The organism is Pseudomonas sp. Sample_10 (assembly GCF_004321495.1).
Taxonomy (GTDB): Bacteria; Pseudomonadota; Gammaproteobacteria; order Pseudomonadales; family Pseudomonadaceae; genus Aquipseudomonas.
The window spans coordinates 1-21706 of record NZ_RCOE01000080.1 but is presented as its reverse complement, the minus strand read 5'-3'; the positions used below and the strand labels follow the sequence as shown (position 1 = coordinate 21706).

At 59.5% G+C, this 21706-nt stretch carries 12 protein-coding genes; 6 read left to right on the top strand and 6 right to left on the bottom strand.

Features of this window, described 5'->3' with window-relative positions; all coding sequences use genetic code 11:
- Position 1: 1 nt before the first annotated feature.
- Together waaF and glnE are read right to left on the bottom strand one after the other, a co-directional pair.
- Complete coding sequence (gene waaF, locus D8U18_RS07425) at positions 2-1036, bottom strand: lipopolysaccharide heptosyltransferase II (protein ID WP_131107378.1); 1035 nt, start codon at positions 1034-1036, stop codon at positions 2-4.
- Positions 1037-1352: 316 nt separating this feature from the next.
- Positions 1353-4292, bottom strand: a complete 2940-nt coding sequence (gene glnE, locus D8U18_RS07415) for a bifunctional [glutamate--ammonia ligase]-adenylyl-L-tyrosine phosphorylase/[glutamate--ammonia-ligase] adenylyltransferase (protein WP_131107376.1) — start codon at positions 4290-4292, stop codon at positions 1353-1355.
- Between the two features lie 383 nt (positions 4293-4675).
- Between glnE and aceE the strand changes: the two genes are divergently transcribed.
- The 5 genes from aceE to msrA all read left to right on the top strand — a co-directional run bounded on the left by aceE (position 4676) and on the right by msrA (position 14636).
- Positions 4676-7321: a pyruvate dehydrogenase (acetyl-transferring), homodimeric type gene (aceE, locus tag D8U18_RS07410; RefSeq protein ID WP_131107375.1), complete on the top strand. Its 2646-nt coding sequence runs from the start codon at positions 4676-4678 to the stop codon at positions 7319-7321.
- An 11-nt stretch (positions 7322-7332) separates the two neighbouring features.
- The gene (gene aceF / locus D8U18_RS07405) at positions 7333-9294 is read left to right on the top strand and encodes a dihydrolipoyllysine-residue acetyltransferase (protein ID WP_131107374.1); all 1962 of its coding nucleotides are present in this window, start codon (positions 7333-7335) and stop codon (positions 9292-9294) included.
- 279 nt (positions 9295-9573) lie between these two features.
- The gene (locus D8U18_RS07400; protein ID WP_131107373.1) at positions 9574-10968 is read left to right on the top strand and encodes an alkaline phosphatase D family protein; all 1395 of its coding nucleotides are present in this window, start codon (positions 9574-9576) and stop codon (positions 10966-10968) included.
- A gap of 264 nt (positions 10969-11232) precedes the next feature.
- Entirely contained in the window at positions 11233-13926 is a 2694-nt protein-coding gene (locus D8U18_RS07395) for a GGDEF and EAL domain-containing protein (RefSeq protein ID WP_056852316.1), read from the top strand.
- Between the two features lie 62 nt (positions 13927-13988).
- Complete coding sequence (msrA, locus tag D8U18_RS07390; protein ID WP_075947336.1) at positions 13989-14636, top strand: peptide-methionine (S)-S-oxide reductase MsrA; 648 nt, start codon at positions 13989-13991, stop codon at positions 14634-14636.
- 135 nt (positions 14637-14771) lie between these two features.
- Here msrA and rlmJ read toward each other — a convergent pair whose 3' ends face one another.
- The 4 genes from rlmJ to putP form a co-directional block, all read right to left on the bottom strand.
- The gene (gene rlmJ / locus D8U18_RS07385; RefSeq protein ID WP_056852315.1) at positions 14772-15608 is read right to left on the bottom strand and encodes a 23S rRNA (adenine(2030)-N(6))-methyltransferase RlmJ; all 837 of its coding nucleotides are present in this window, start codon (positions 15606-15608) and stop codon (positions 14772-14774) included.
- Positions 15609-15699: 91 nt separating this feature from the next.
- Positions 15700-16437, bottom strand: a complete 738-nt coding sequence (locus D8U18_RS07380; protein WP_130903938.1) for a DUF4123 domain-containing protein — start codon at positions 16435-16437, stop codon at positions 15700-15702.
- Positions 16427-18313 carry a type VI secretion system tip protein VgrG gene (locus D8U18_RS07375; protein ID WP_131107372.1) on the bottom strand — a complete coding sequence of 629 codons (1887 nt, stop codon included), beginning with the start codon at positions 18311-18313 and terminating at the stop codon, positions 16427-16429. The genes D8U18_RS07380 and D8U18_RS07375 overlap by 11 nt, the downstream gene beginning before the upstream one ends.
- 350 nt (positions 18314-18663) lie before the next feature.
- Entirely contained in the window at positions 18664-20148 is a 1485-nt protein-coding gene (gene putP / locus D8U18_RS07370; protein WP_056852312.1) for a sodium/proline symporter PutP, read from the bottom strand.
- A 462-nt stretch (positions 20149-20610) separates the two neighbouring features.
- Here putP and D8U18_RS07365 point away from each other — a divergent pair.
- Positions 20611-21706: proline dehydrogenase family protein (locus D8U18_RS07365; protein WP_177435001.1), on the top strand; the 1096-nt coding region annotated here is incomplete at its 3' end.

Here is a 21706-nt window from a genome sequence, read left to right as displayed (position 1 = left end):
GCTATTTGACCTCGACCACGGTGCCCTGCAATCGCTGCAAGGCTTCGTTCACGGTTTGCGGCATCAGCTGGCGCAAGCAGTTGTAATGGCCGAAACGGCAGGTGCGATCGAAGCAAGGGCTGCATTCGATGCCCAGGCGCACGATCTCGACATGTTCGGCCAACGGTGGCGTGAAACCCGGCGATGTCGAACCGTAGACCGCCACCAGCGGGCGGTTCAGCGCGGCAGCGACGTGCATCAGGCCGGAATCATTGGACACCACGGAATCAGCGCAAGAGAGCAGATCAATTGCTTCGGCCAGCGAAGTGCCGCCACTGAGGTTCACCGACTCTTCGCGCAAGCCGGGAATCAAACGTGAACGGATGTCTTCACCCACCCCGTGATCATTTTTCGAACCGAACAGCCATACCTGCCAGCCGTCACGGATCTTCGCCTCGGCGACCTTGGCGTAATGCTCGGACGGCCAGCGCTTGGATTCGCCGAACTCCGCGCCTGGGCACAACGCCAACACCGGGCGATCGAGGGTCAGGCCGAATTTGGCCAATGCTGCCTCGCGGGTGACCGGGTCGATCTGCAAGCTCGGGCGCGGATAGGGTTTGGGCAACTCGATACCCGGCTCGAAGGCCAGCGCCATGAAGCGCTCGATCATCAGCGGATAACGTTCCTTGTCCAGCGTGCGCACATCGTTGAGCAGGCCGTAGCGGAACTCGCCGCGCCAGCCGGTGCGTTTGGGGATGCCGGCGAAGAATGGCACCAGCGCCGACTTCAACGAGTTGGGCAACAGGATCGCCTGGTCGTACTGCCCGGCCAGGGATTTACCGATGCGCCGACGGGTCGCCAGCTCCAGCGCGCCGTGACCGAGCGGAAAGCTCAAGGCCTGGCGAACTTCGGGCATGCGCTCAAGAATCGGCCGGCTCCACTCGGGGGCCAGCACGTCGATTTCGCACTGCGGGTGGCGCTGCTTGAGACACTGGAACAGTGTCTGCGCCATCACCATGTCACCGACCCAACTGGGCCCAACGATCAGAATTTTCATGTGGCTTCCAAAAACGAACCGGGGAGGCTTATGCCTCCCCGCCTCGATAATCCAGCACCTGCGGGATGAACCATCAGGTCATTTGGACGAGCCGGCTGGGGCTCGTCGGATCAATTTAATACACATTCATGTCAGTCAGCATAAACCTCTGTGGCGAGGGAGCTTGCTCCCGCTGGGCTGCGAAGCAGACCCAAAACCTGCGACTGTATTTCATCTGCCAGACCGAGCCGGCTGAGTGGCGACTGCTTCGCAGCCGAGCGGGAGCAAGCTCCCTCGCCACAAAAATCCGCTCCCACATTTGAATCTCGTCGCCTGCTCAGCTTAGCCCCAGCTCGCGCCAGATCCGCATGACCTGTCGCCGCTCGTCCGCGAACTGGTCACCGGCAATCACCCCGGGATCCTTCTGCAAGGCCTGCCGGTGGGCGGCCGAGCGGTAAGCTTTATAGGCTTCACGCAGCAGACTGGCATCTTCGACGGGCATCAGCCCTTCGTGTTCCAGCTCTTCCAGAATGCGGATGTTATCGGTCCAGCGCAGCAATGGCGGGTGCGTTTGCGACCACGCCAGGGCCGCGTATTGCACCATAAATTCAATATCGACGATACCTCCGGCGTCCTGCTTGAGGTCGAAGGGCGCCGTGGCGTCGAAGGCATTTGCCCCGGTGCCGGCCGCCGTGCTCTTGCTGCCAAGGTTCTCGCGCATCTTGGCGCGCATCTCGCTGACCTCCTGGCGCAGGGTCGGCAAGTCACGCGGTTTGCCCAGTATCGCCGCACGGACCTTTTCGAAAGCCTGGCCGACGTCCTGACTGCCCACCAACACCCTTGCCCGCACCAACGCCTGATGCTCCCAGGTCCAGGCTTCATTTTCCTGATAACGGGCAAACGCCCCCAAAGAACTGACCAACAGCCCCGACGCACCGGACGGACGCAGGCGCATATCCACTTCGTACAGCTGGCCCGAGTTGGTCTGGGCCGTGAGCAAGTGGATGATCCGCTGTCCCAGGCGGGTGAAGAACTGGGCACCATCGATCGGCTTCGGCCCGTCGGTTTCGGCCTGCGGATCACCGTCGTGGATGAACACCAGATCCAGGTCCGAACCATGCCCGAGTTCCAGGCCGCCGACTTTCCCGTAACCGACAATGATGAACCCGGGATCGCATAAAGAGCCGTCGGTGCGCAGCGGCGTGCCGTACTTGGCCACCGTTTGCCGCCAGGCCAGGGCCAGGACCTGTTCCAGAATCGCCTCGGCGAGCCAGGTCAGGTAATCGCTGACCTTCATCAGCGGCAGGCTACCGGCGATTTCCGAAGCGGCGACTCGCAAGCGGTGCGCCAGTTTGAAATGGCGCAGGGCTTCCATCTGCTGCTCCAGGTCGTCCTCGGGAATCCGCGTCAGGCGCTCGCGCAATTCGGCGGCCAGCTCGGGAGCCAACGGCGGCTTGAACAGTCGGCCTTCGTTGAGCAATTCATCGAGCAACAGCGGGAAGCGCGTGATCTGTTCAGCGATCCACGGGCTCGCGGCACACAGGGTCAGCAAACGGCGCAATGCACCTGGGTTTTCGGTCAGCAATACCAGATACGCCGAACGACGCGCCACGGCTTCTACCAATGGCAGCACACGCTCGAGCACCAGATCCGGATTGGCATGTTCCACCGCCTGTGCAAGCAGACGCGGAATAAAGGCATCGAGCCGTTCGCGCCCCAAACGCTGCATGGCTCGTAATTGCGGGCTGCTGCGCAAGCCAGCCAAGGCTTTCAGCGCTTTGGGAGCATCAGTGAAACCGCCCTCTTCGAGCTGACGGCAGGCGGCTTCTTCATTCTGCGCCTCCTCCCATAGCGGCAGCCATTCACCACCGACCACCACTTCGCTTTCGGTGCCGGCTTCCTCGTCCGGATCAGCGATGACCTGGCCGAAGTGCCACGCCACCCGACCGCGCCAGTGCATCAATTGCTCATGGAACGCCGCCCAGTCGGCAAACCCCAGCATGAAGGCAATACGCGCCTGATCCTGGGCGCCATCGGGCAGCATCTGCGTCTGACGGTCGGCAATCGCCTGGATGGCGTGTTCGGTGTAGCGCAGGAATTCGTAGCCTTCGCGCAGTTCGCTGATCACCGTAGGCGGCAGATAACCCTGACCTTCCAGCGTGCTCAGTACTTTTAATAAAGGGCGCTGCTGCAAGCTCAGGTCGCGACCACCGTGGATCAGCTGGAACGCCTGGGCAATGAACTCCACTTCGCGGATGCCGCCGGAACCCAGCTTGATGTTGTCGGCCATGCCCTTGCGCCGCACTTCCTGCTGGATCAATTGCTTCATGGTGCGCAGCGCTTCGATGGCGGAAAAGTCCAGGTAACGCCGGTAAACGAACGGCCGCAGCATTTCCTGCAATTGCGCGCCGGCAACCTGATCGCCCGCCACCACACGCGATTTGATCATCGCGTAGCGTTCCCAATCGCGACCCTGATCCTGGTAATACTGCTCCAGCGCATTGAAGCTCAGCACCAATGCCCCGGACGAACCGTAAGGACGCAAACGCATGTCGACCCGGAACACGAAACCGTCGACGGTCATCGGGTCCAGCGCCTTGATCAGGCGTTGGCCGAGCCGGATGAAAAATTCCTGGTTATCCAACGGGCGTTTGACGCCGACCGTCTCGCCACCCTCGGGGTAGGCGAAAATCAGGTCGATGTCGGACGACAGATTCAACTCCACCGCACCGAGCTTACCCATGCCCAGCACCACCATTTGCTGGGGTTCGCCGCTGCGGCGGCCGGTGGGCACGCCGAATTGCTGGCAATGGCGTGCGTACAACCATTGATAGGCCTGGTCGATACTGGCATCGGCCATGTCGGAGAGATCGCGACAGGTCTGCACCAGATCGGCCTGGCGGGTCAGGTCGCGCCAGATGATCCGCACCTGGTGACGGGTACGCTGACGACGCAAGGCACGGCCGAGCTGGTCATCGGTTTCGGCCGCGTTTGCCGCAGCGGCAATCTGCGCACACAACTCACCGGGGCTGAAGCTGCGGTCCAGTTCGCCGGACTGCACCAGCTCCAGCAACATCAAAGGGTCACGCACGCTCTGTTCAATGACAAAGTCGCTGGCGGCGGTCACTCGGGCAAATTGAGCCCAGCGCTCAGAAGTCCAGGTGGACAGCCCATGATCGTCGTCCAGGGCATCGACAACGGCACGGAACGACTGCTCGGCGCGGGTGACAAGCGGCATCAGAATGGCGGGCAGTTCGGCAAGCGTAGGCAGGCTCATGGTCTATCCTTGATCGGCGTGTATCGGGCTGCATGTAGTGAATTTTCATAACGCACTACCTGAAGGACTGTCGAACAAAAGTTAGAAATAGCTGAAATTTCTTTATTTTTGGCAGCCAGCATCAAGCTTTCACCTTTTCGGGTTGGCAAATGACCAACCTTAACGATTATTCTCACAACGCAGCCGGGGGCCACAAGCCGCTCATCTGTAGTTTTACTACTCGTATATACATTAGTAAGGCTGAAATGCCGGATGATTTGTAGTAAAACTACACACCGCCGGAACAACCTATCGGCAATCCAAGAATTCATAACGTCTGCCCACAAGGCCAGTCGCTAACTCAGGCAACCGATTCTGGTAGCCTTTCCGCCCTGGAGCAAGCCATGCAAGACCTCGATCCCGTCGAAACCCAGGAATGGCTGGACGCCCTGGAATCGGTTCTCGACAAAGAAGGCGAAGACCGTGCTCACTATCTGATGACCCGTATGGGTGAACTCGCGACCCGCAGCGGTTCGCAGTTGCCTTACGCCATCACCACGCCTTACCGCAACACCATCCCGGTTACCCACGAAGCACGCATGCCTGGCGACCTGTTCATGGAACGCCGCATTCGCTCGCTGGTACGCTGGAACGCGATGGCCATGGTAATGCGTACGAACCTGAAAGATTCTGACCTCGGCGGTCACATCTCCAGCTTCGCTTCCAGTGCGACCCTGTATGACATCGGCTTCAACTACTTCTTCCAGGCCCCGACCGATGAACACGGCGGCGACCTGATCTACTTCCAGGGCCACACCTCGCCAGGCGTTTACGCCCGTGCATTCATGGAAGGCCGCATCACCGAAGAGCAGATGAACAACTTCCGCCAGGAAGTCGACGGTCAGGGCCTGTCGTCCTACCCGCACCCTTGGCTGATGCCTGACTTCTGGCAGTTCCCGACCGTATCCATGGGGCTGGGCCCGATCCAGGCGATCTACCAGGCACGCTTCATGAAGTACCTGGAAGCCCGCGGCTTCATTCCTGCCGGCAAGCAGAAAGTCTGGTGCTTCCTGGGCGACGGCGAGTGCGACGAGCCGGAATCCCTGGGCGCGATCTCCCTGGCCGGCCGCGAGAAGCTGGACAACCTGATCTTCGTCATCAACTGCAACCTGCAGCGCCTCGATGGCCCGGTTCGCGGCAACGGCAAGATCATCCAGGAACTCGAAGGCGTGTTCCGCGGTGCACAGTGGAACGTGACCAAAGTCATCTGGGGCCGTTTCTGGGACCCACTGCTGGCCAAAGACGTCGACGGTATCCTGCAACGTCGCATGGACGAAGTCATCGACGGCGAGTACCAGAACTACAAAGCCAAAGACGGCGCGTTCGTGCGCGAACACTTCTTCAACACGCCAGAACTCAAGGCGATGGTTGAGGACCTGTCCGACGACGAAATCTGGAAACTCAACCGTGGCGGCCACGACCCGTACAAGGTCTACGCGGCGTACCACGAAGCGGTCAACCACAAAGAACAACCAACCGTCATCCTGGCCAAGACCATCAAGGGTTATGGCACCGGTGCCGGCGAAGCGAAAAACACCGCGCACAACACCAAGAAGGTCGATGTCGAAAGCCTGAAGCTGTTCCGCGACCGCTTCGACATTCCGGTCAAGGACGAAGAGCTGGAGAACCTGCCGTTCTTCAAGCCAGAGCCGAACAGCGCCGAAGCCCGCTACCTGAGCGAGCGCCGCACTGCACTGGGCGGTTTCGTGCCACAGCGCCGCGCGCAGAGCTTCAGCGTGCCGACTCCGGACCTGGATACCCTCAAGGCTATCCTCGACGGTTCCGGCGACCGTGAAATTTCCACCACCATGGCTTTCGTGCGGATCCTCGCGCAACTGGTCAAGGACAAGGAAATCGGCCCGCGCATCGTCCCGATCATCCCGGACGAAGCCCGTACCTTCGGTATGGAAGGCATGTTCCGTCAGTTGGGCATCTACTCCTCCGTCGGCCAGCTCTACGAGCCAGTCGATAAAGACCAGGTGATGTTCTACAAGGAAGACAAGAAGGGCCAGATCCTCGAAGAAGGCATCAACGAAGCGGGCGCCATGAGCTCCTTCATCGCTGCCGGTACTTCGTACTCCAGCCACAACCAGCCGATGCTGCCGTTCTACATCTTCTATTCGATGTTCGGCTTCCAGCGTATCGGCGACCTGGCCTGGGCCGCTGGCGACAGCCGTACCCGTGGTTTCCTGATCGGCGGCACCGCCGGCCGTACCACCCTGAACGGTGAAGGCCTGCAACACGAAGACGGTCACAGCCACCTGCTGGCCGCGACCATCCCGAACTGCCGCACCTACGATCCGACCTACGGCTACGAGCTGGCGGTGATCATTCAGGACGGCATGAAGAAGATGACCGAAGAGCAACAGGACATCTTCTACTACATCACCGTGATGAACGAGTCGTACCAGCAGCCAGCCATGCCGGCCGGTGCCGAAGAAGGCATCAAGAAAGGCATGTACCTGCTCGAAGAAGACACCCGCGAAGCGGCGCACCACGTTCAGCTGATGGGCTCCGGCACCATCCTGCGTGAAGTCCGTGAAGCAGCGAAGATTTTGCGTGAAGAGTTCAACGTCGGCGCCGACGTGTGGAGCGTTACCAGCTTCAACGAACTGCGTCGCGACGGCCTGGCCGTCGAGCGCACCAACCGTCTGCACCCGGGCCAGAAGCCTAAGCTGAGCTATGTCGAAGAGTGCCTGAACGGTCGTAAAGGTCCGGTCATTGCCTCTACCGACTACATGAAACTGTTCGCCGAGCAGATCCGTCAGTGGGTACCGTCCAAGGAATTCAAAGTCCTGGGCACCGATGGTTTCGGCCGCAGCGACAGCCGCAAGAAACTGCGTCATTTCTTCGAAGTCGACCGTCATTTCGTGGTGTTGGCAGCCCTGGAAGCACTGGCTGACCGTGGTGACATCGAACCTAAAGTCGTGGCTGAAGCCATTGCCAAGTTCGGTATCAACCCGGAAAAACTCAACCCACTGGACTGCTGAGGAGAGATTCTGTGAGCGAACTCATTCGCGTACCTGACATCGGCAGCGGTGAAGGTGAAGTAATTGAACTGTTTGTGAAGGTCGGCGACCGTATCGAAGCCGACCAGAGCATCCTGACCCTGGAATCGGACAAGGCGAGCATGGAAGTGCCTGCGCCGAAGGCCGGTATCATCAAGAGCCTGAAAGTGAAGCTGGGCGATCGCCTGAAAGAAGGCGACGAGCTGCTCGAGCTGGAAGTCGAAGGCGCCGCGCAAGCGGCTCCTGCGGCTGCCGCTGCGCCTGCTGCAAAAGCTGAAGCCAAACCGGCCGCCGCGCCTGCTGCCGCTCCAGCCGCTGCCCCTGCTGCTCCTGCTGCCGCTTCGGTTCAGCAAGTGCACGTGCCGGACATCGGTTCGTCGGGCAAGGCCCAGATCATCGAGATCCAGGTCAAGGTCGGCGACACCGTCGAGGCTGATCAGTCGCTGATCACCCTGGAATCGGACAAGGCCAGCATGGAAATCCCGTCGCCTGCCGCTGGCGTGGTCAAGGCCATCAGCGTCAAGCTCAACGACGAAGTCGGCACTGGCGACCTGATTCTGGACCTGGAAGTGGCGGGTGCTGCGGCGCCGGCCACTGCGCCAGCTCAGGCTGCTGCACCTGCCGCCGCTGCTCCTGCGCCAGCTGCTGCCGCTCCGGCTGCACCGGTAGCCGACAGCGTCCAGGACATCCACGTTCCGGACATCGGTTCGGCAGGCAAGGCGAAGATCATCGAAGTCCTGGTCAAGGCCGGCGACACCGTTGAAGCCGACCAGTCGCTGATCACCCTGGAATCCGACAAGGCCAGCATGGAAATCCCATCGCCTGCCGCTGGCGTGGTGGAAAGCGTTTCCATCAAGCTCGATGACGAAGTCGGTACCGGCGACCTGATTCTCAAGTTGAAAGTCAAAGGCGCAGCTCCAGCTGCTGCGGCACCTGCCGCTGCTGCACCGAGCGCTCCGGCTCCAGCCGCTGCTGCTCCGGCTGCCGCTGCCCCTGCTGCTGCCGCTCCGGCCGCTGCGCCTGCCAAGCCGGGCGCGAAAGTTCACGCCGGCCCTGCCGTGCGTCAACTGGCTCGCGAATTCGGTGTCGAGCTGAGCGCTGTCGGCGCCAGCGGTCCGCACGGTCGCATCCTGAAGGAAGACGTACAGGTTTACGTCAAGGCCATGATGCAGAAGGCCAAGGAAGCTCCGGCCGCTGCTGCTGGCGCAACCGGTGGCGCGGGCATTCCGCCGATTCCGGTCGTGGACTTCAGCCGCTTCGGCGAAATCGAAGAAGTGCCGATGACCCGCCTGATGCAGGTCGGCGCTGCCAACCTGCACCGCAGCTGGCTGAACGTGCCGCACGTGACGCAATTCGACTCGGCCGATATCACCGAACTCGAAGCGTTCCGTAACGCCCAGAAAGCCGTAGCAGAGAAGGCCGGCGTCAAGCTGACCATCCTGCCGCTGCTACTCAAGTCCTGCGCGCACCTGCTCAAGGAACTGCCGGACTTCAACAGCTCGCTGGCTCCAAGCGGCAAAGCGATCATCCGCAAGAAATACGTGAACATCGGCTTCGCCGTCGACACCCCTGATGGCCTGCTGGTACCGGTGATCAAGAACGTCGACCAGAAGAGCCTGCTGCAACTGGCGGCCGAGGCGGCTTCCCTGGCTGAAAAAGCCCGGACCAAGAAGCTCTCGTCGGACGAGATGCAAGGCGCCTGCTTCACCATTTCCAGCCTCGGCCACATTGGCGGCACCGGCTTCACGCCGATCGTCAACGCGCCGGAAGTGGCGATCCTCGGTGTTTCCAAGGCAACCATCCAGCCAGTCTGGGACGGCAAAGCCTTCCAGCCGAAACTGATGCTGCCACTGTCGCTGTCCTACGATCACCGTGTGATCAACGGCGCCGCTGCTGCACGCTTCACCAAGCGTCTGAGCGACTTGCTGGCGGACATCCGCACCATCCTGCTGTAAGACCGGCCGGCCCTCCCTCACGGGAGGGCCAGTCGCGTTCCACGTTTCCGAGCGCCACGCTCGTACCTCAACCCCGCCAATTGGCGGGGCTTTTTTTGCCCGCCGTTTTTTACTTTGAATGAATCCTTCCTACATTTGTGGCTGACATCGCCCACAACTCAAGTCCGTTTCCGCCCGATATTTTTTGCGATTCAATCACTAGCCTTGGTTATAAGGCTGTTAAAGCAGCCAATAACTTTACCGCTTTGATTAACAGGAAAACATCGAAAGGACTCGACTATGTTCAAGCCTACTGTCGGCCCTATTATTGGCCACACAACAACTAATGACGCACGAATATTCCTGCGCGGAGAATGGCAAAAAGATGCTTTGGTATTTGCCGGCATTCGTTATCGACGGGCGGGGGAAGAGCGCTGGAATAACGGCTTATTTACCCAACTGATCCCGTCGCGCGACATGTCAGATGTCATCGTTCTGCAGGATCTCACTGCCGATACTGAATACGAATACCAGGCTGGATGGTTCAGCCCCATGTGCCCGTTGCACAATCCGCAATCCGTCCAGGAGTTGCCTCTACAGTGGCCGCGGGAGGTTTATCACCTGCGTACGCAAGCCAGCAAGGCAGCCATGCCACGAGCTTATATTGTGGGCTCCTGCCGCTATTTGCGCATGACGGCAGGGCAGCCTTCCGCTCCGCACCTGGGCGACCGGATCTTCGCCGCCATCGCCAAACTTGCACACTGCGCGTCACCACCTATCAATGCTGTATTGATGACGGGCGATCAAGTGTATGTTGACGATCTGAACTTCATAGCGCCGGATCGGGAATACACCGAGATACTTGCCAAGTATCGTTCTGCATTTTCCCAACCTAATATTGCAAAACTGATGTCTGGCATTCCCACTTACATGATTCTTGATGATCATGAAATTGAAGATAACTGGCCAGCCAACAAAAACAGCAATGATGAGTATTTATACAAGAACGCCATGGCAGCTTATGAACTGTATCAAGCCAGTCACAGCCCGGCCGGGGAATTCAATACCCAAGATCAACCAAGTCATTCACCAAGGCGCTATTGGTACCAGTTTGCCAATGGTGATATCGAATGGTTTGTCACCGACAGCAGAACGCGGCGCAATCTGACGGCCAACGACCGGCGCATTCTTGATCGCGAACAGGAACAGGCGCTGTGCGACTGGCTGATTCACAGCCCGGCCCGGGTCAAATTCGTGGTCACCAGTGTGATGTTCTACCCGGACCGCAAACGCTTGGGCGATGACGCCTGGAAAGCCTTTCCCGAGCAACGGTTACGGCTGCTCGAAACGATTCGCACCCACGGCATAAAGAATGTGGTGTTCATTTCCGGCGACGTCCACGGCTCCCTCACCAGCCGCCTGACCCACAGCGAAGACCCGGCTTTCGAGGTCAACACCATCGTTTCGTCACCGCTGTGCAACAGCAAGCTGCTGCCTTATGCCAAGGCTTCGACCTTCATTCTCGATCAACCGTTGGCCCGGACCGCTGCCGGCGACTATCGACACGAATTGACCAGCGACGTGATCAGCCAGGATAACTTCGCGCATCTGATCGTCGATTCGGATCAGATTCATGTGCGTTATCACGATCGGGATGGCCATTTTCTAGAGTCGGTGGCTATTGCGTTGCGTTAAAAGTAAAAAATCGCAGCCTTCGACAGCCCTCGCGTTGGGATGGAATACCCCCTGCAGGAGCCGACGAAGGCTGCATTCTCTGCGCCGAGAACATTACTTTTGGCTTTAATTGCAGAAATCTTCGCGCCTGCCGACACATTCTTATAGCACTTGGCCTTCATCTCTCTTGTCAGTCGGTGTCGCAATGATGCAACCTTGCCGCAGGCAACAGTAAAGAGGGCGAGAGCCCCGGCGCGTTCAGCAAATTCGAAGCGAGTTCCCTCCATGAAAAGCCAACCCGATGCCGCCAGCCGTATGGTGGCCGAGGTAGTGACGCAGTTGCCCGTGCCCTCGCGGCTCGGCATGCTGCGTTTCGAGCGGCTGAATGAACCAAGCTGGGCGCTGCTGTTTCTTGATCCCAATTGCGAACGCCAGTTCGGCCTGCCGGCTGTGGAACTGTGCGCCCTGGTCGGCTCGCCATACGCCAGCCTCATGGAACCAGAGGCGCGCTATCAGCTGCATGACGCGGTTCAACAGCAACTGAGCGAAAGCACCCATTATCTGATCCGCTACACCCTGCACACGGCTTCCGGCTCGCTGAATCTGCTGGAACTGGGTGAAGCCTACAAACAACACAACCGACACCTGTTGCGTGGCTACCTGTTGGTGATCGACGGTTTGTTCGACGACGACCCGTTGCTGCCGGCCCTCGACCTGGAAACCCAGAACTCACGCCTGCAGATCGCCCTTGAGCTCAACCAGCGCGCCCAACAGGAACAACTGCAGCATCTGGATCGGGTCCGCGCCCAGCAGGACTTGATCCTGCTGTTGACCCGCCAGCGCTACAGCAGCAACAACTCCCTGCAGGAAGCTGCCGAACTGATCACCCGCAGCGCCTGCGACATTTACCAGATCGACTGCGCCAGCCTGTGGCACCTCGAAGGCTCGCAGCTGGTGCCGATTTCGGCCTATCACCGCACGACCCAGGAATACCTGCTGCCGGAACCGATCGATGTCAGCGTATTCCCCGACTACCTCGACGCCTTGCATACCGGCCGCGCCATCGACGCCCACAATGCCATGCGCGACCCGCGCACCCGGGAAATGGCCGAGAGCCTGCGCCCGCGGGATGTCAATGCGATGCTCGACGCCAGCATCCGGGTCGACGGTCAGGTGGTCGGCGTACTGTGCCTGGAGCAAACCGGTGTGACCCGCGCCTGGCAGTCGGACGAAATCGCCTTCGCTGGCGAACTGGCGGATCAGTTTGCTCAGGTCATCAACAATCACAACCGACGCACCGCCACCAGCGCCCTGCACTTGTTCCAGCGTGCGGTGGAACAAAGCGCCAACGCCTTTTTGCTGGTCAACTGCGACGGCGTGGTCGAATACGTCAACCCGAGCTTCACCGCGATCACCCAGTACAGCACCGAAGAAGTCCACGGCCATCGCCTGTCGGAACTGCCGGCCCTGGAAAACCTCAGCGAACTGCTGTTCGACGCGCCTTCGGCACTGGCCAAGAGCAACAGTTGGCAAGGTGAATTCAAAAGCCGGCGCAAAAACCTGGAACCCTACTGGGGGCAGTTGTCGATCTCCAAGGTTTACGGCGACAACCGCGAGTTGACCCACTACATCGGCATTTACGAAGACATCACCCAGACCAAACTCGCCCAGCAGCGCATCGAGCGCCTGGCCTACACCGACAACCTGACCAACCTCGGCAACCGTCCGGCATTCATCCGCAACCTCGACGAGCGCTTCGCCCGGGACAGCGATACACCCATCAGTCTGTTGCTGGTGGACATCGACAACTTCAAGCGGATCAACGACAGCCTGGGCCACCAGACGGGCGACAAACTGCTCATCAGCCTGGCCCGACGCCTGCGCAACAGCCTCAGCCCGAGCGGCAGCCTGGCGCGGTTTGCCAGTAACGAATTTGCGGTGCTGCTGGACAATACCAATCTGGAAACCGGCCAGCAGATCGCCAGCCAATTGCTGACGACCCTCGACAAGCCAATGTTCGTCGACAACCAATTGATCAGCGTGACCGGCTCGGTCGGCCTGGCCTGCGCGCCGCTGCATGGCCGCGACCCGCAAACCCTGATGCGTAACGCCGGGTTGGCGCTGCACAAGGCCAAGGCCAACGGCAAACATCAGGTGCAAGTGTTCACCGAAGCCTTGAACGCCGAGGCCAGTTACAAGTTGTTCGTCGAAAACAACCTGCGCCGCGCCCTGACCCAAAACGAGCTGGACGTGTTCTACCAGCCCAAGCTTTGCCTGCGCAGCGGTCGACTGCTGGGCATGGAAGCGCTGCTGCGCTGGGACCATCCGGAAAAGGGCATGATCCGCCCGGACCAGTTCATCAGCGTTGCCGAAGAAACCGGCCTGATCATCCCGATCGGCAAATGGATCGCCCGCCAGGCCTGCCGCATGAGCAAGGCACTGACCGCTGCAGGGCTGGGTAACTTGCAGGTGGCGATCAACCTGTCACCCAAACAGTTCTCCGACCCGGACCTGGTGGCCTCCATCGCCAACATTCTCAAGGAAGAAGCATTGCCGGCGCACCTGCTGGAGCTGGAATTGACCGAAGGCCTGCTGCTGGAAGCCACCGAAGACACCCACTTGCAGCTCGACCAGCTCAAACGCCTGGGCCTGACGCTGGCAATGGACGACTTCGGCACCGGTTACTCGTCGCTCAGTTACTTGAAAAAATTCCCGATCGACATCATCAAGATCGATCGAAGCTTCATCCACGAAATCCCGGACAACCAGGACGACATGGAAATCACTTCCGCGGTGATCGCCATGGCGCACAACCTCAAGCTCAAGGTCGTGGCTGAAGGTATCGAGACGGCTGCGCAGCTGGCTTTCCTGCGTCGCCACCGCTGTGACGTCGGCCAGGGCTACCTGTTCGACCAGCCGATCCCCGGCGCCGAGCTGATCGAGAAGCTCAAACGCTACCCGCGCGGCCCAATCGCCTGACAGCGGGCCAACACTCGGGCAAACTGCACTTCTAAATATTCCAACGACTGAGGGGACTGATGATGGTTCTGCGCTCGGAAATTCTGGTGAACAAAAACGTGCTCCCTACCAAAGAACAAGCTCTGCCTGGCCGCGAAACCCCGATCAAGGTTCCGGACGAACACTTCGTCAACAAAAACCCGTTGCTGGGTCCGTTCCCCGGCAATGTCGAATTCGCCATCTTCGGCCTCGGCTGTTTCTGGGGCGCAGAGCGGCGCTTCTGGCAGCGTGAAGGCGTGTACAGCACAGCCGTGGGGTATGCCGGCGGCTACACGCCGAACCCGACCTATGAAGAAGTCTGCTCGGGGCTGACCGGCCACACCGAAGTGGTGCTGGTGGTGTACGAACCCGAGAAAGTCAGCTATGAAGAGCTGCTGAAGATGTTCTGGGAATTGCACAACCCGACTCAGGGCATGCGCCAGGGCAACGACATCGGCACTCAGTACCGTTCGGTGATCTACGCCACCAAACCGGAACAACTGGAAGCGGCGAAAAAAAGCGCGCAAGTGTTCCAGGTCGAACTGACCAAGGCCGGCAAAGGCATCATCACCACTGAAATCGACGAAGCCCCGACGTTCTATTACGCCGAGGCGTATCACCAACAGTATCTGGCGAAGAATCCGGAAGGCTATTGCGGGATTGGCGGTACTGGCGTGACTTGCCCGATCTGATTCAGCACAACCTCTGTACCCGATCGTTCCCACGCTCTGCGTGGGAATGCAGCCCGGGACGCTCCGCGGCCCAAAAGCGTGACGCAGAGCGTCACATGAGGCATTCCCACGCAGAGCGTGGGAACGATCATCGCCTCATTCGGCAATCAACCAATCCATCTGCCACCCACCCTGGGTCTGCCCCAGCTTCTGGGACAACCATGGCAGCAGTTCACGCAGTTCCTCTTCCAGCCCCCACGGCGGATTGGCGATTGCCAGACCGGAACCGTTCAGGCTGTTGGGCGTGTCCAGCGGATGCACCAGCAACTCCACGCGCAACAATTTCGGCGCGCCGGTGCCGGCCAGGTCCTGATAGAAACGGCGCAGTGCGCGCTGATCCTTCACCGGATACCAGATGGCCGCCACGGTTTGCCGCATACGGCCAATCGCCTCTTTCAACGAAGCCGCGCAACGCTGCATTTCATCGAGCTTTTCGAACGGCGGATCGATCAACATCACCGCACGCTTCTCTGGCACCGGCAGCAAGGCGCGCGACACATGCCAACCTTCGCCCAAGTGCACCTTCACGCGACGATCACCCGCCATGTTGTCCTTGAGCAACAAGCCGTCTTGCGGGTGCTTTTCGTTGAGCAACACGCGATCCTGCTTACGCGTCAGACGTCGCGCCAATTCCGGCGAACCGGGGTAATAGCGCAACTGGCCATCCGGGTTCATCTCATGCAGCACCTGCATGTAGTCAGCGGTCAGGATCGGCAGATCCGGCTGATCCCACAAACGCGCAATGCCCTCCAGGTACTCACCGGTACGACTGGCCTGATCACCCTGAAGGTCATACAGACCGATGCCGGCGTGGGTATCGAGATAGGCAAACGGCTGTTCCTTGCGCGACATCAGGGCGATGAGGCGGGTCAAGGTCAGGTGTTTGAACACATCGGCGTGATTGCCGGCATGGAAGGCGTGACGATAATTCATGGTTGCTCCTGCGAAGGCCGGCAAGTTTACCTTTTACCGGCCTGCAAGTCAGGGTTCACGGCTGAGTGGCCGGCTGTATCGAAGACTGGCGTCAGCTCGACGCCTCCAGCAAATACTCCACCCAATCAGCTTTCGACGCAGCTGCCACGTCAGTTTCCGCAAGGAAATGCGCAGCCTTGCTGCGCAAGACGCGCTCCGAAAACACCTCGAAAATACCCGGCTGCTCTTCACTCAACCATTGCAACAAGTTGTTGATCCGGGTGGTAGCGTCATCCGCAGCCAGTTGTTGCAACAGCGCATCTGGCACCTTCCACCAGGGGAAGACCTTCGATGTTTTCTGCGCATTGCCATCTATCTCGACAGCGTGCCCGTTAATCCAGCACCGGCCGATGACCGGCAGGAGTTCATAGGGATTGACCTCTGTACTGTGCAGGATCGGTATCAGAAAACGCCCATCCCAGAAGCGGAAAAACACCGCATTGTCATTGGGCAACAGAACCTGTGTGAGACTGCGCAGGTGTTCGGCGAGCACCTCTTGGCTCGCAGAAGAAACCGCCAGCCACCCCCAATCGCGAGACCTTGTGGTCGCCACCCACTGCACAAACTCACTGTCCACCGCGACATGTGCGACGTAGGGCATCACTGCTTCCCACTCGGCATAAGCGGTATCGGCCCAGATCGGGGTCGCCTTGCTGATGGGCATCGATCGTCGCCAGGCTTCGAGTGGTTTGGCGGCACTGGCGTTACTGAAGATCGCGAACAACTGCTGCGACGCTTGCAGCGGCTGGCGTTCGAGCCAGTCGAGGGGCAATAGAAAATCAGGCGGCACACGCACCTTCCTTGCAGCGTTCGCACTCTTCGCAAAATGGCGAAGCACTTTGCAAACTCAGCCTCTGCGCCATGCTTAGCGCTACACCTTGCACAGCCACGCTTGATACACCGGGAGCCGACATCGGCGCCCCACCGACTTCGATCGGCACACTGCTGAAAATTCCCGCAGGACCGATATTGATCCAGTGGCCACCGGCCTGAATCGTGGCGTTGGTGCCGCCATCAATCACGACCTGGCTAACGGCATTGAGCTGAAACTGCCCGCTCGCCGTGACGGTCTGGCTGCCGACGCGGATGTGCCGGTCACCGGTGACCTGCAGGTATTCGTTTTGCCCGACCTGCACGTGCATGTCATGCAGCACCTGCTGGTTCCAGTTTCGCTGGGCGCGCAAGTGGATTTCCTCGGCCCCTTTGCGATCCTCGATGCGCAATTCGTTGTAGCCCCCGCCACCGGGACTGCTGCGCGAGCGGAAAATACTGCGAGTCTTGTCTGCCGGCAGATCCAGCGGCACCGGGTTCATCGCATTGGGCAGGCAACCCATCACCAGCGGCTTGTCCGCATCGCCATCTACGAACCCCACCAGGACTTCCATGCCGACACGCGGGATCAACACACTGCCGTAGCTGTCGTGCGCCCAACCGCTGGCCACCCGCAGCCAGCAACTGGAATGTTCTTCCAACTGACCGAAGCGGTCCCACATCAACCGGACCTTGACCCTGCCGAATTCGTCGCAATGAATTTCACTGTCTTTCGGCCCACTCACCACAGCGGCTTGATACCCGGCCACCTGAGGCTTGGCGCGCATTCGCGGGCGGAAAAAAACGTCCCACGGCGTTGCCAGGAAGGTATTGCGATAACCTTGAAAACTGTCCGTGCTGCCCGCCGACTCTTCCAGCACTTGTGGCTGACAGCCATGGTGTTCGATTTCAGTCAGCAGCCACAGGTTGTTCCACTCCTGCTGCGGGTGCTCGTCGAGTAGCAGGAAATGCCCACTGATCAACGCAGCTTGATCACTCTTGCCTTGCGCCTGACGGTAATCCGCGCGATGACTCTGTAATGCCCGCTGAGCCAGCCGCCCGCCGATTTCCCGATCATTGAACTGCCCCGGAAAACGGTAATCCTCAAGCAGCGGCAACTGCTCACTGTCGGAACGACTTTGCAGTTCCAGGCGTGGTTGATGGAAGTCGTAGTCGCGGCGCGTCACCACGGTGGGTCGGGTTTCCAGACGAACATTGAACCGTTTGATAACAGCTTCATTCACCGCCATGCCACTGCCCGGCCGGTAAGGTATCGGTTCAGGCAAGCGTGGAAAAACTGTCTGGTCATCGCCAAACACCAACAGGTGACCGTCGCAACTGTGTTGGAAATGGTAGTGGATACCCAGTTCGGCACACAGCCGCTGGATGAACGCCAGATCGCTTTCCGCGTATTGCACGCAGTACTCGCGCTCGGGATAGGCGCCACTGAGCTGAAACGCGAAGGCATCGCCGAGGATGCCATGATCCTTGAAGATTTGCGTGATGATCGCCGGCACAGTTTGGTGCTGGAAGATTCGCTGGTTGATCCGATGATCGAGGTAGGCCAGACGCGGTACAAGGCTGATCTCGTAGCGCGTCAGACGTTTACCGGAATCGCCCTGGCCCACCCGATAAATCTGACCATGAACACCGGCGCCTTGCGCATCGAAACCCAGAAACGCCTGACGATGCAGAAGGTTTTCGAGATCGATGTCCGGCCGCTCGCTGACCAGCTCCACGTCAAAACGGTATGGCTGGCTGATGGCCTCCTTACCGGTGAACTCAAGTACCTTGAGTTCACTCTGGACACCGTCGACGGTCAACGTGAAGCGCGGTTGATTGGCAGAAGCGAACATCCGATGTGTCTCGGCAGAATGACAGCGGGCGATTCTGCATGAGCATCAAGCCTCCCTGATCAAGAAACAGGAAAATCAGATTTGCCCTACCGCTCCTGAAGCATCGCCCCTCAAAAAACGCTTCATTCGACTACAGACAACCCCGAGAACACCGCGCCCCTTGCAGGAGCCGAGCTTGCTCGCGATGGCGGTCTGGATGCCAACATATGTGTTGAACGTGCTGACGCCAGCGCGAGCAAGCTCAGCGCCTACAGAAAACCTAGAAAGTGCAGGCAAAAAAACGGCCCGCTTCCAAAGGAAGCGGGCCGTTTTCGTTCAAGCCATTGGCGCAGAGCTTTCGCTCGTGCCGATTACTTGTTCAGGCGGAAATCACTTTCGGCAGCAGCGAAACGCTGGAGCATGCCGGCAGTCGGCGCGCCCATTTTGCTGACGAAGTAAATCGCCAGGCTGGCGAAGATGAAACCAGGGATGATTTCGTACAGGCCCAGCAACTCGAAGTGCTTCCACACGATCACGGTGATTGCGCCAACCAGGATACCGGCCAGTGCGCCGTTACGGGTCATGTCTTTCCAGATTACGGAAATCAGCACGACCGGACCGAAAGCGGCACCGAAACCGGCCCAAGCGTAGCTCACCAGACCCAGTACACGGTTTTCCGGGTTGGCAGCCAATGCGATGGCAACCAGGGCAACCAGCAACACCATGGCGCGACCGACCCATACCAGTTCGACCTGGGAAGCCGACTTGCGCAGGAAGGTTTTGTAGAAGTCTTCAGTCAGCGCACTGGAACACACCAGCAGCTGGCAGCTCAGGGTGCTCATGACAGCGGCCAGAATGGCCGACAGCAGCACGCCGGCAATCCATGGGTTGAACAGGATCTTGGCCAGTTCGATGAACACACGTTCGTGGTTTTCAGTCACCGGACCGGCCACCTCAGGGTGCGCCGAGAAGTACGCGATACCGAAGAAGCCGACGGCCACGGTGCCGCCCAGGCACAGGATCATCCAGGTCATGGAAATACGACGGGCGTTGGCGATCGACTTGACCGAATCCGCTGCCATGAAACGCGCCAGGATGTGCGGCTGACCGAAGTAGCCCAGACCCCAACCCATCAGCGAGATGATGCCGATGAAGGTGGTGTTTTTCAGCATGTCGAAGTTGCTTGGATCTTGCGCTTCGATGGCCAGGAACGTGGTATCCACGCCACCGGTGGCCAGCAGCACGATGATCGGCGTCAGCAACAGGGCGAAGATCATCAAGGTGGCTTGTACGGTGTCAGTCCAGCTCACTGCCAGGAAACCACCGACGAAGGTGTAGGCAATCGTCGCCGCAGCACCGGCCCACAGCGCTGTCTCGTAGGACATGCCGAAGGTGCTTTCGAACAGACGGGCGCCGGCCACGATGCCGGAAGCGCAGTAGATGGTGAAGAACACCAGGATCACGACGGCGGAGATGATCCGCAGCAGGCCGCTTTTGTCTTCGAAACGGCTTGAGAAGTAATCCGGCAGAGTCAGGGCGTCACCGTTGTGCTCGGTCTGCACGCGCAGGCGACCGGCAACGAACAGCCAGTTCAAGTAAGCACCGACGATCAGGCCGATGGCGATCCAGCTTTCGGACAGACCGGACATGTAGATGGCGCCCGGCAGGCCCATCAACAACCAGCCGCTCATGTCGGAAGCACCGGCGGACAGTGCCGTCACGACGCTGCCCAGGCTACGGCCGCCCAGAATATAGTCAGAAAGGTTATTGGTGGAGCGATAGGCCATGAAGCCGATCAGCACCATTGCTGCGATGTAGATCACGAACGTGATCAGGGTTGGATTGCTTACGCTCATTTAAGTGACGCCCTGGCTTTGTTTTTATGTAGCGGCGGCTGGTGAACCGCTCGCAAACGGTGACGTTTGACAGACGATTCGGGATCCCGCGCATTTATGACTGATGTTTCCCCAGGAAAGCCATCAGCCGGTGCACCGGTCTCTTCGACGGTTGCACCTTGGGGCGCGAATGCTATTCAACAAAGCAAATAAGGTGCAACCCATTTCTGGAGAATAAGTTGCACCTAGTCGGAAAAATCTTGTCATGCGCTGTTTTTGCTCCTTTTCGGAGCAAAGATCGCCGGCGATCCATCAAAAAAGCCCCAAGGAAATGCAGCACGGTCGTACCAGAATTTATTTCCTGACGAGCTGCGTATTAATCCGACAAAAAAAGGGTTGCACCCGGTTGCACCTCAGGAGTCGCACGGCTAATCTTGCCGCCAGCTGATGCCACGCGGTCGTGGCAAACATGAGGATAAAAACATGGCTACCACCACCCTTGGCGTCAAACTTGACGACCCGACCCGCGAACGCCTCAAGGCCGCCGCGACCTCGATTGATCGCACGCCGCACTGGCTGATCAAGCAGGCAATTTTCAATTACCTGGAAAAACTCGAGGGTGGTGCAACCCTGACCGAGCTGAACGGTTCGACCAAGGATTCCGACGATGCCGTCGATGCGCCTCTGGATCACGCCCACCAGTGCTTCCTTGAATTCGCCGAAAGCATCCTGCCGCAATCGGTACTGCGCGCATCGATCACCGCCGCTTACCGTCGCCCGGAGCCGGAAGTGGTGCCGATGCTGATCGAGCAGGCACGCCTGCCGGCGCCGATGGCCGAAGCCACCAACAAACTGGCCGCCTCCATTGCGGAAAAACTGCGCAACCAGAAGAGCGCTGGCGGCCGTGCCGGCATCGTGCAGGGCCTGTTGCAGGAATTTTCCCTGTCGTCCCAGGAAGGCGTGGCGCTGATGTGCCTGGCCGAAGCGCTGCTGCGCATCCCGGACAAAGGCACTCGCGACGCGCTGATCCGCGACAAAATCAGCACCGGCAACTGGCAGCCGCACCTGGGCAACAGCCCGTCGCTGTTCGTCAACGCCGCTACCTGGGGCCTGCTGCTGACCGGCAAACTGGTGTCCACGCACAACGAAGCGGGTTTGACTTCGTCCCTGAGCCGCATCATCGGCAAGAGCGGCGAGCCGATGATCCGCAAGGGCGTCGACATGGCCATGCGCCTGATGGGCGAGCAGTTCGTCACCGGCGAAACCATCGCCGAAGCCCTGGCCAACGCCAGCAAGTTCGAAGCCAAGGGCTTCCGCTACTCCTACGACATGCTCGGTGAAGCGGCACTGACCGAGCACGATGCACAGAAGTACCTGGCCTCGTACGAACAAGCCATCCATTCGATCGGTAAAGCGTCCCACGGCCGTGGGATTTATGAAGGCCCGGGCATCTCCATCAAACTGTCCGCACTGCACCCGCGCTACAGCCGTGCGCAGTACGAGCGCGTGATGGATGAGCTGTACCCGCGCCTGCTGTCGCTGACCCTGCTGGCCAAGCAATACGACATCGGCCTGAACA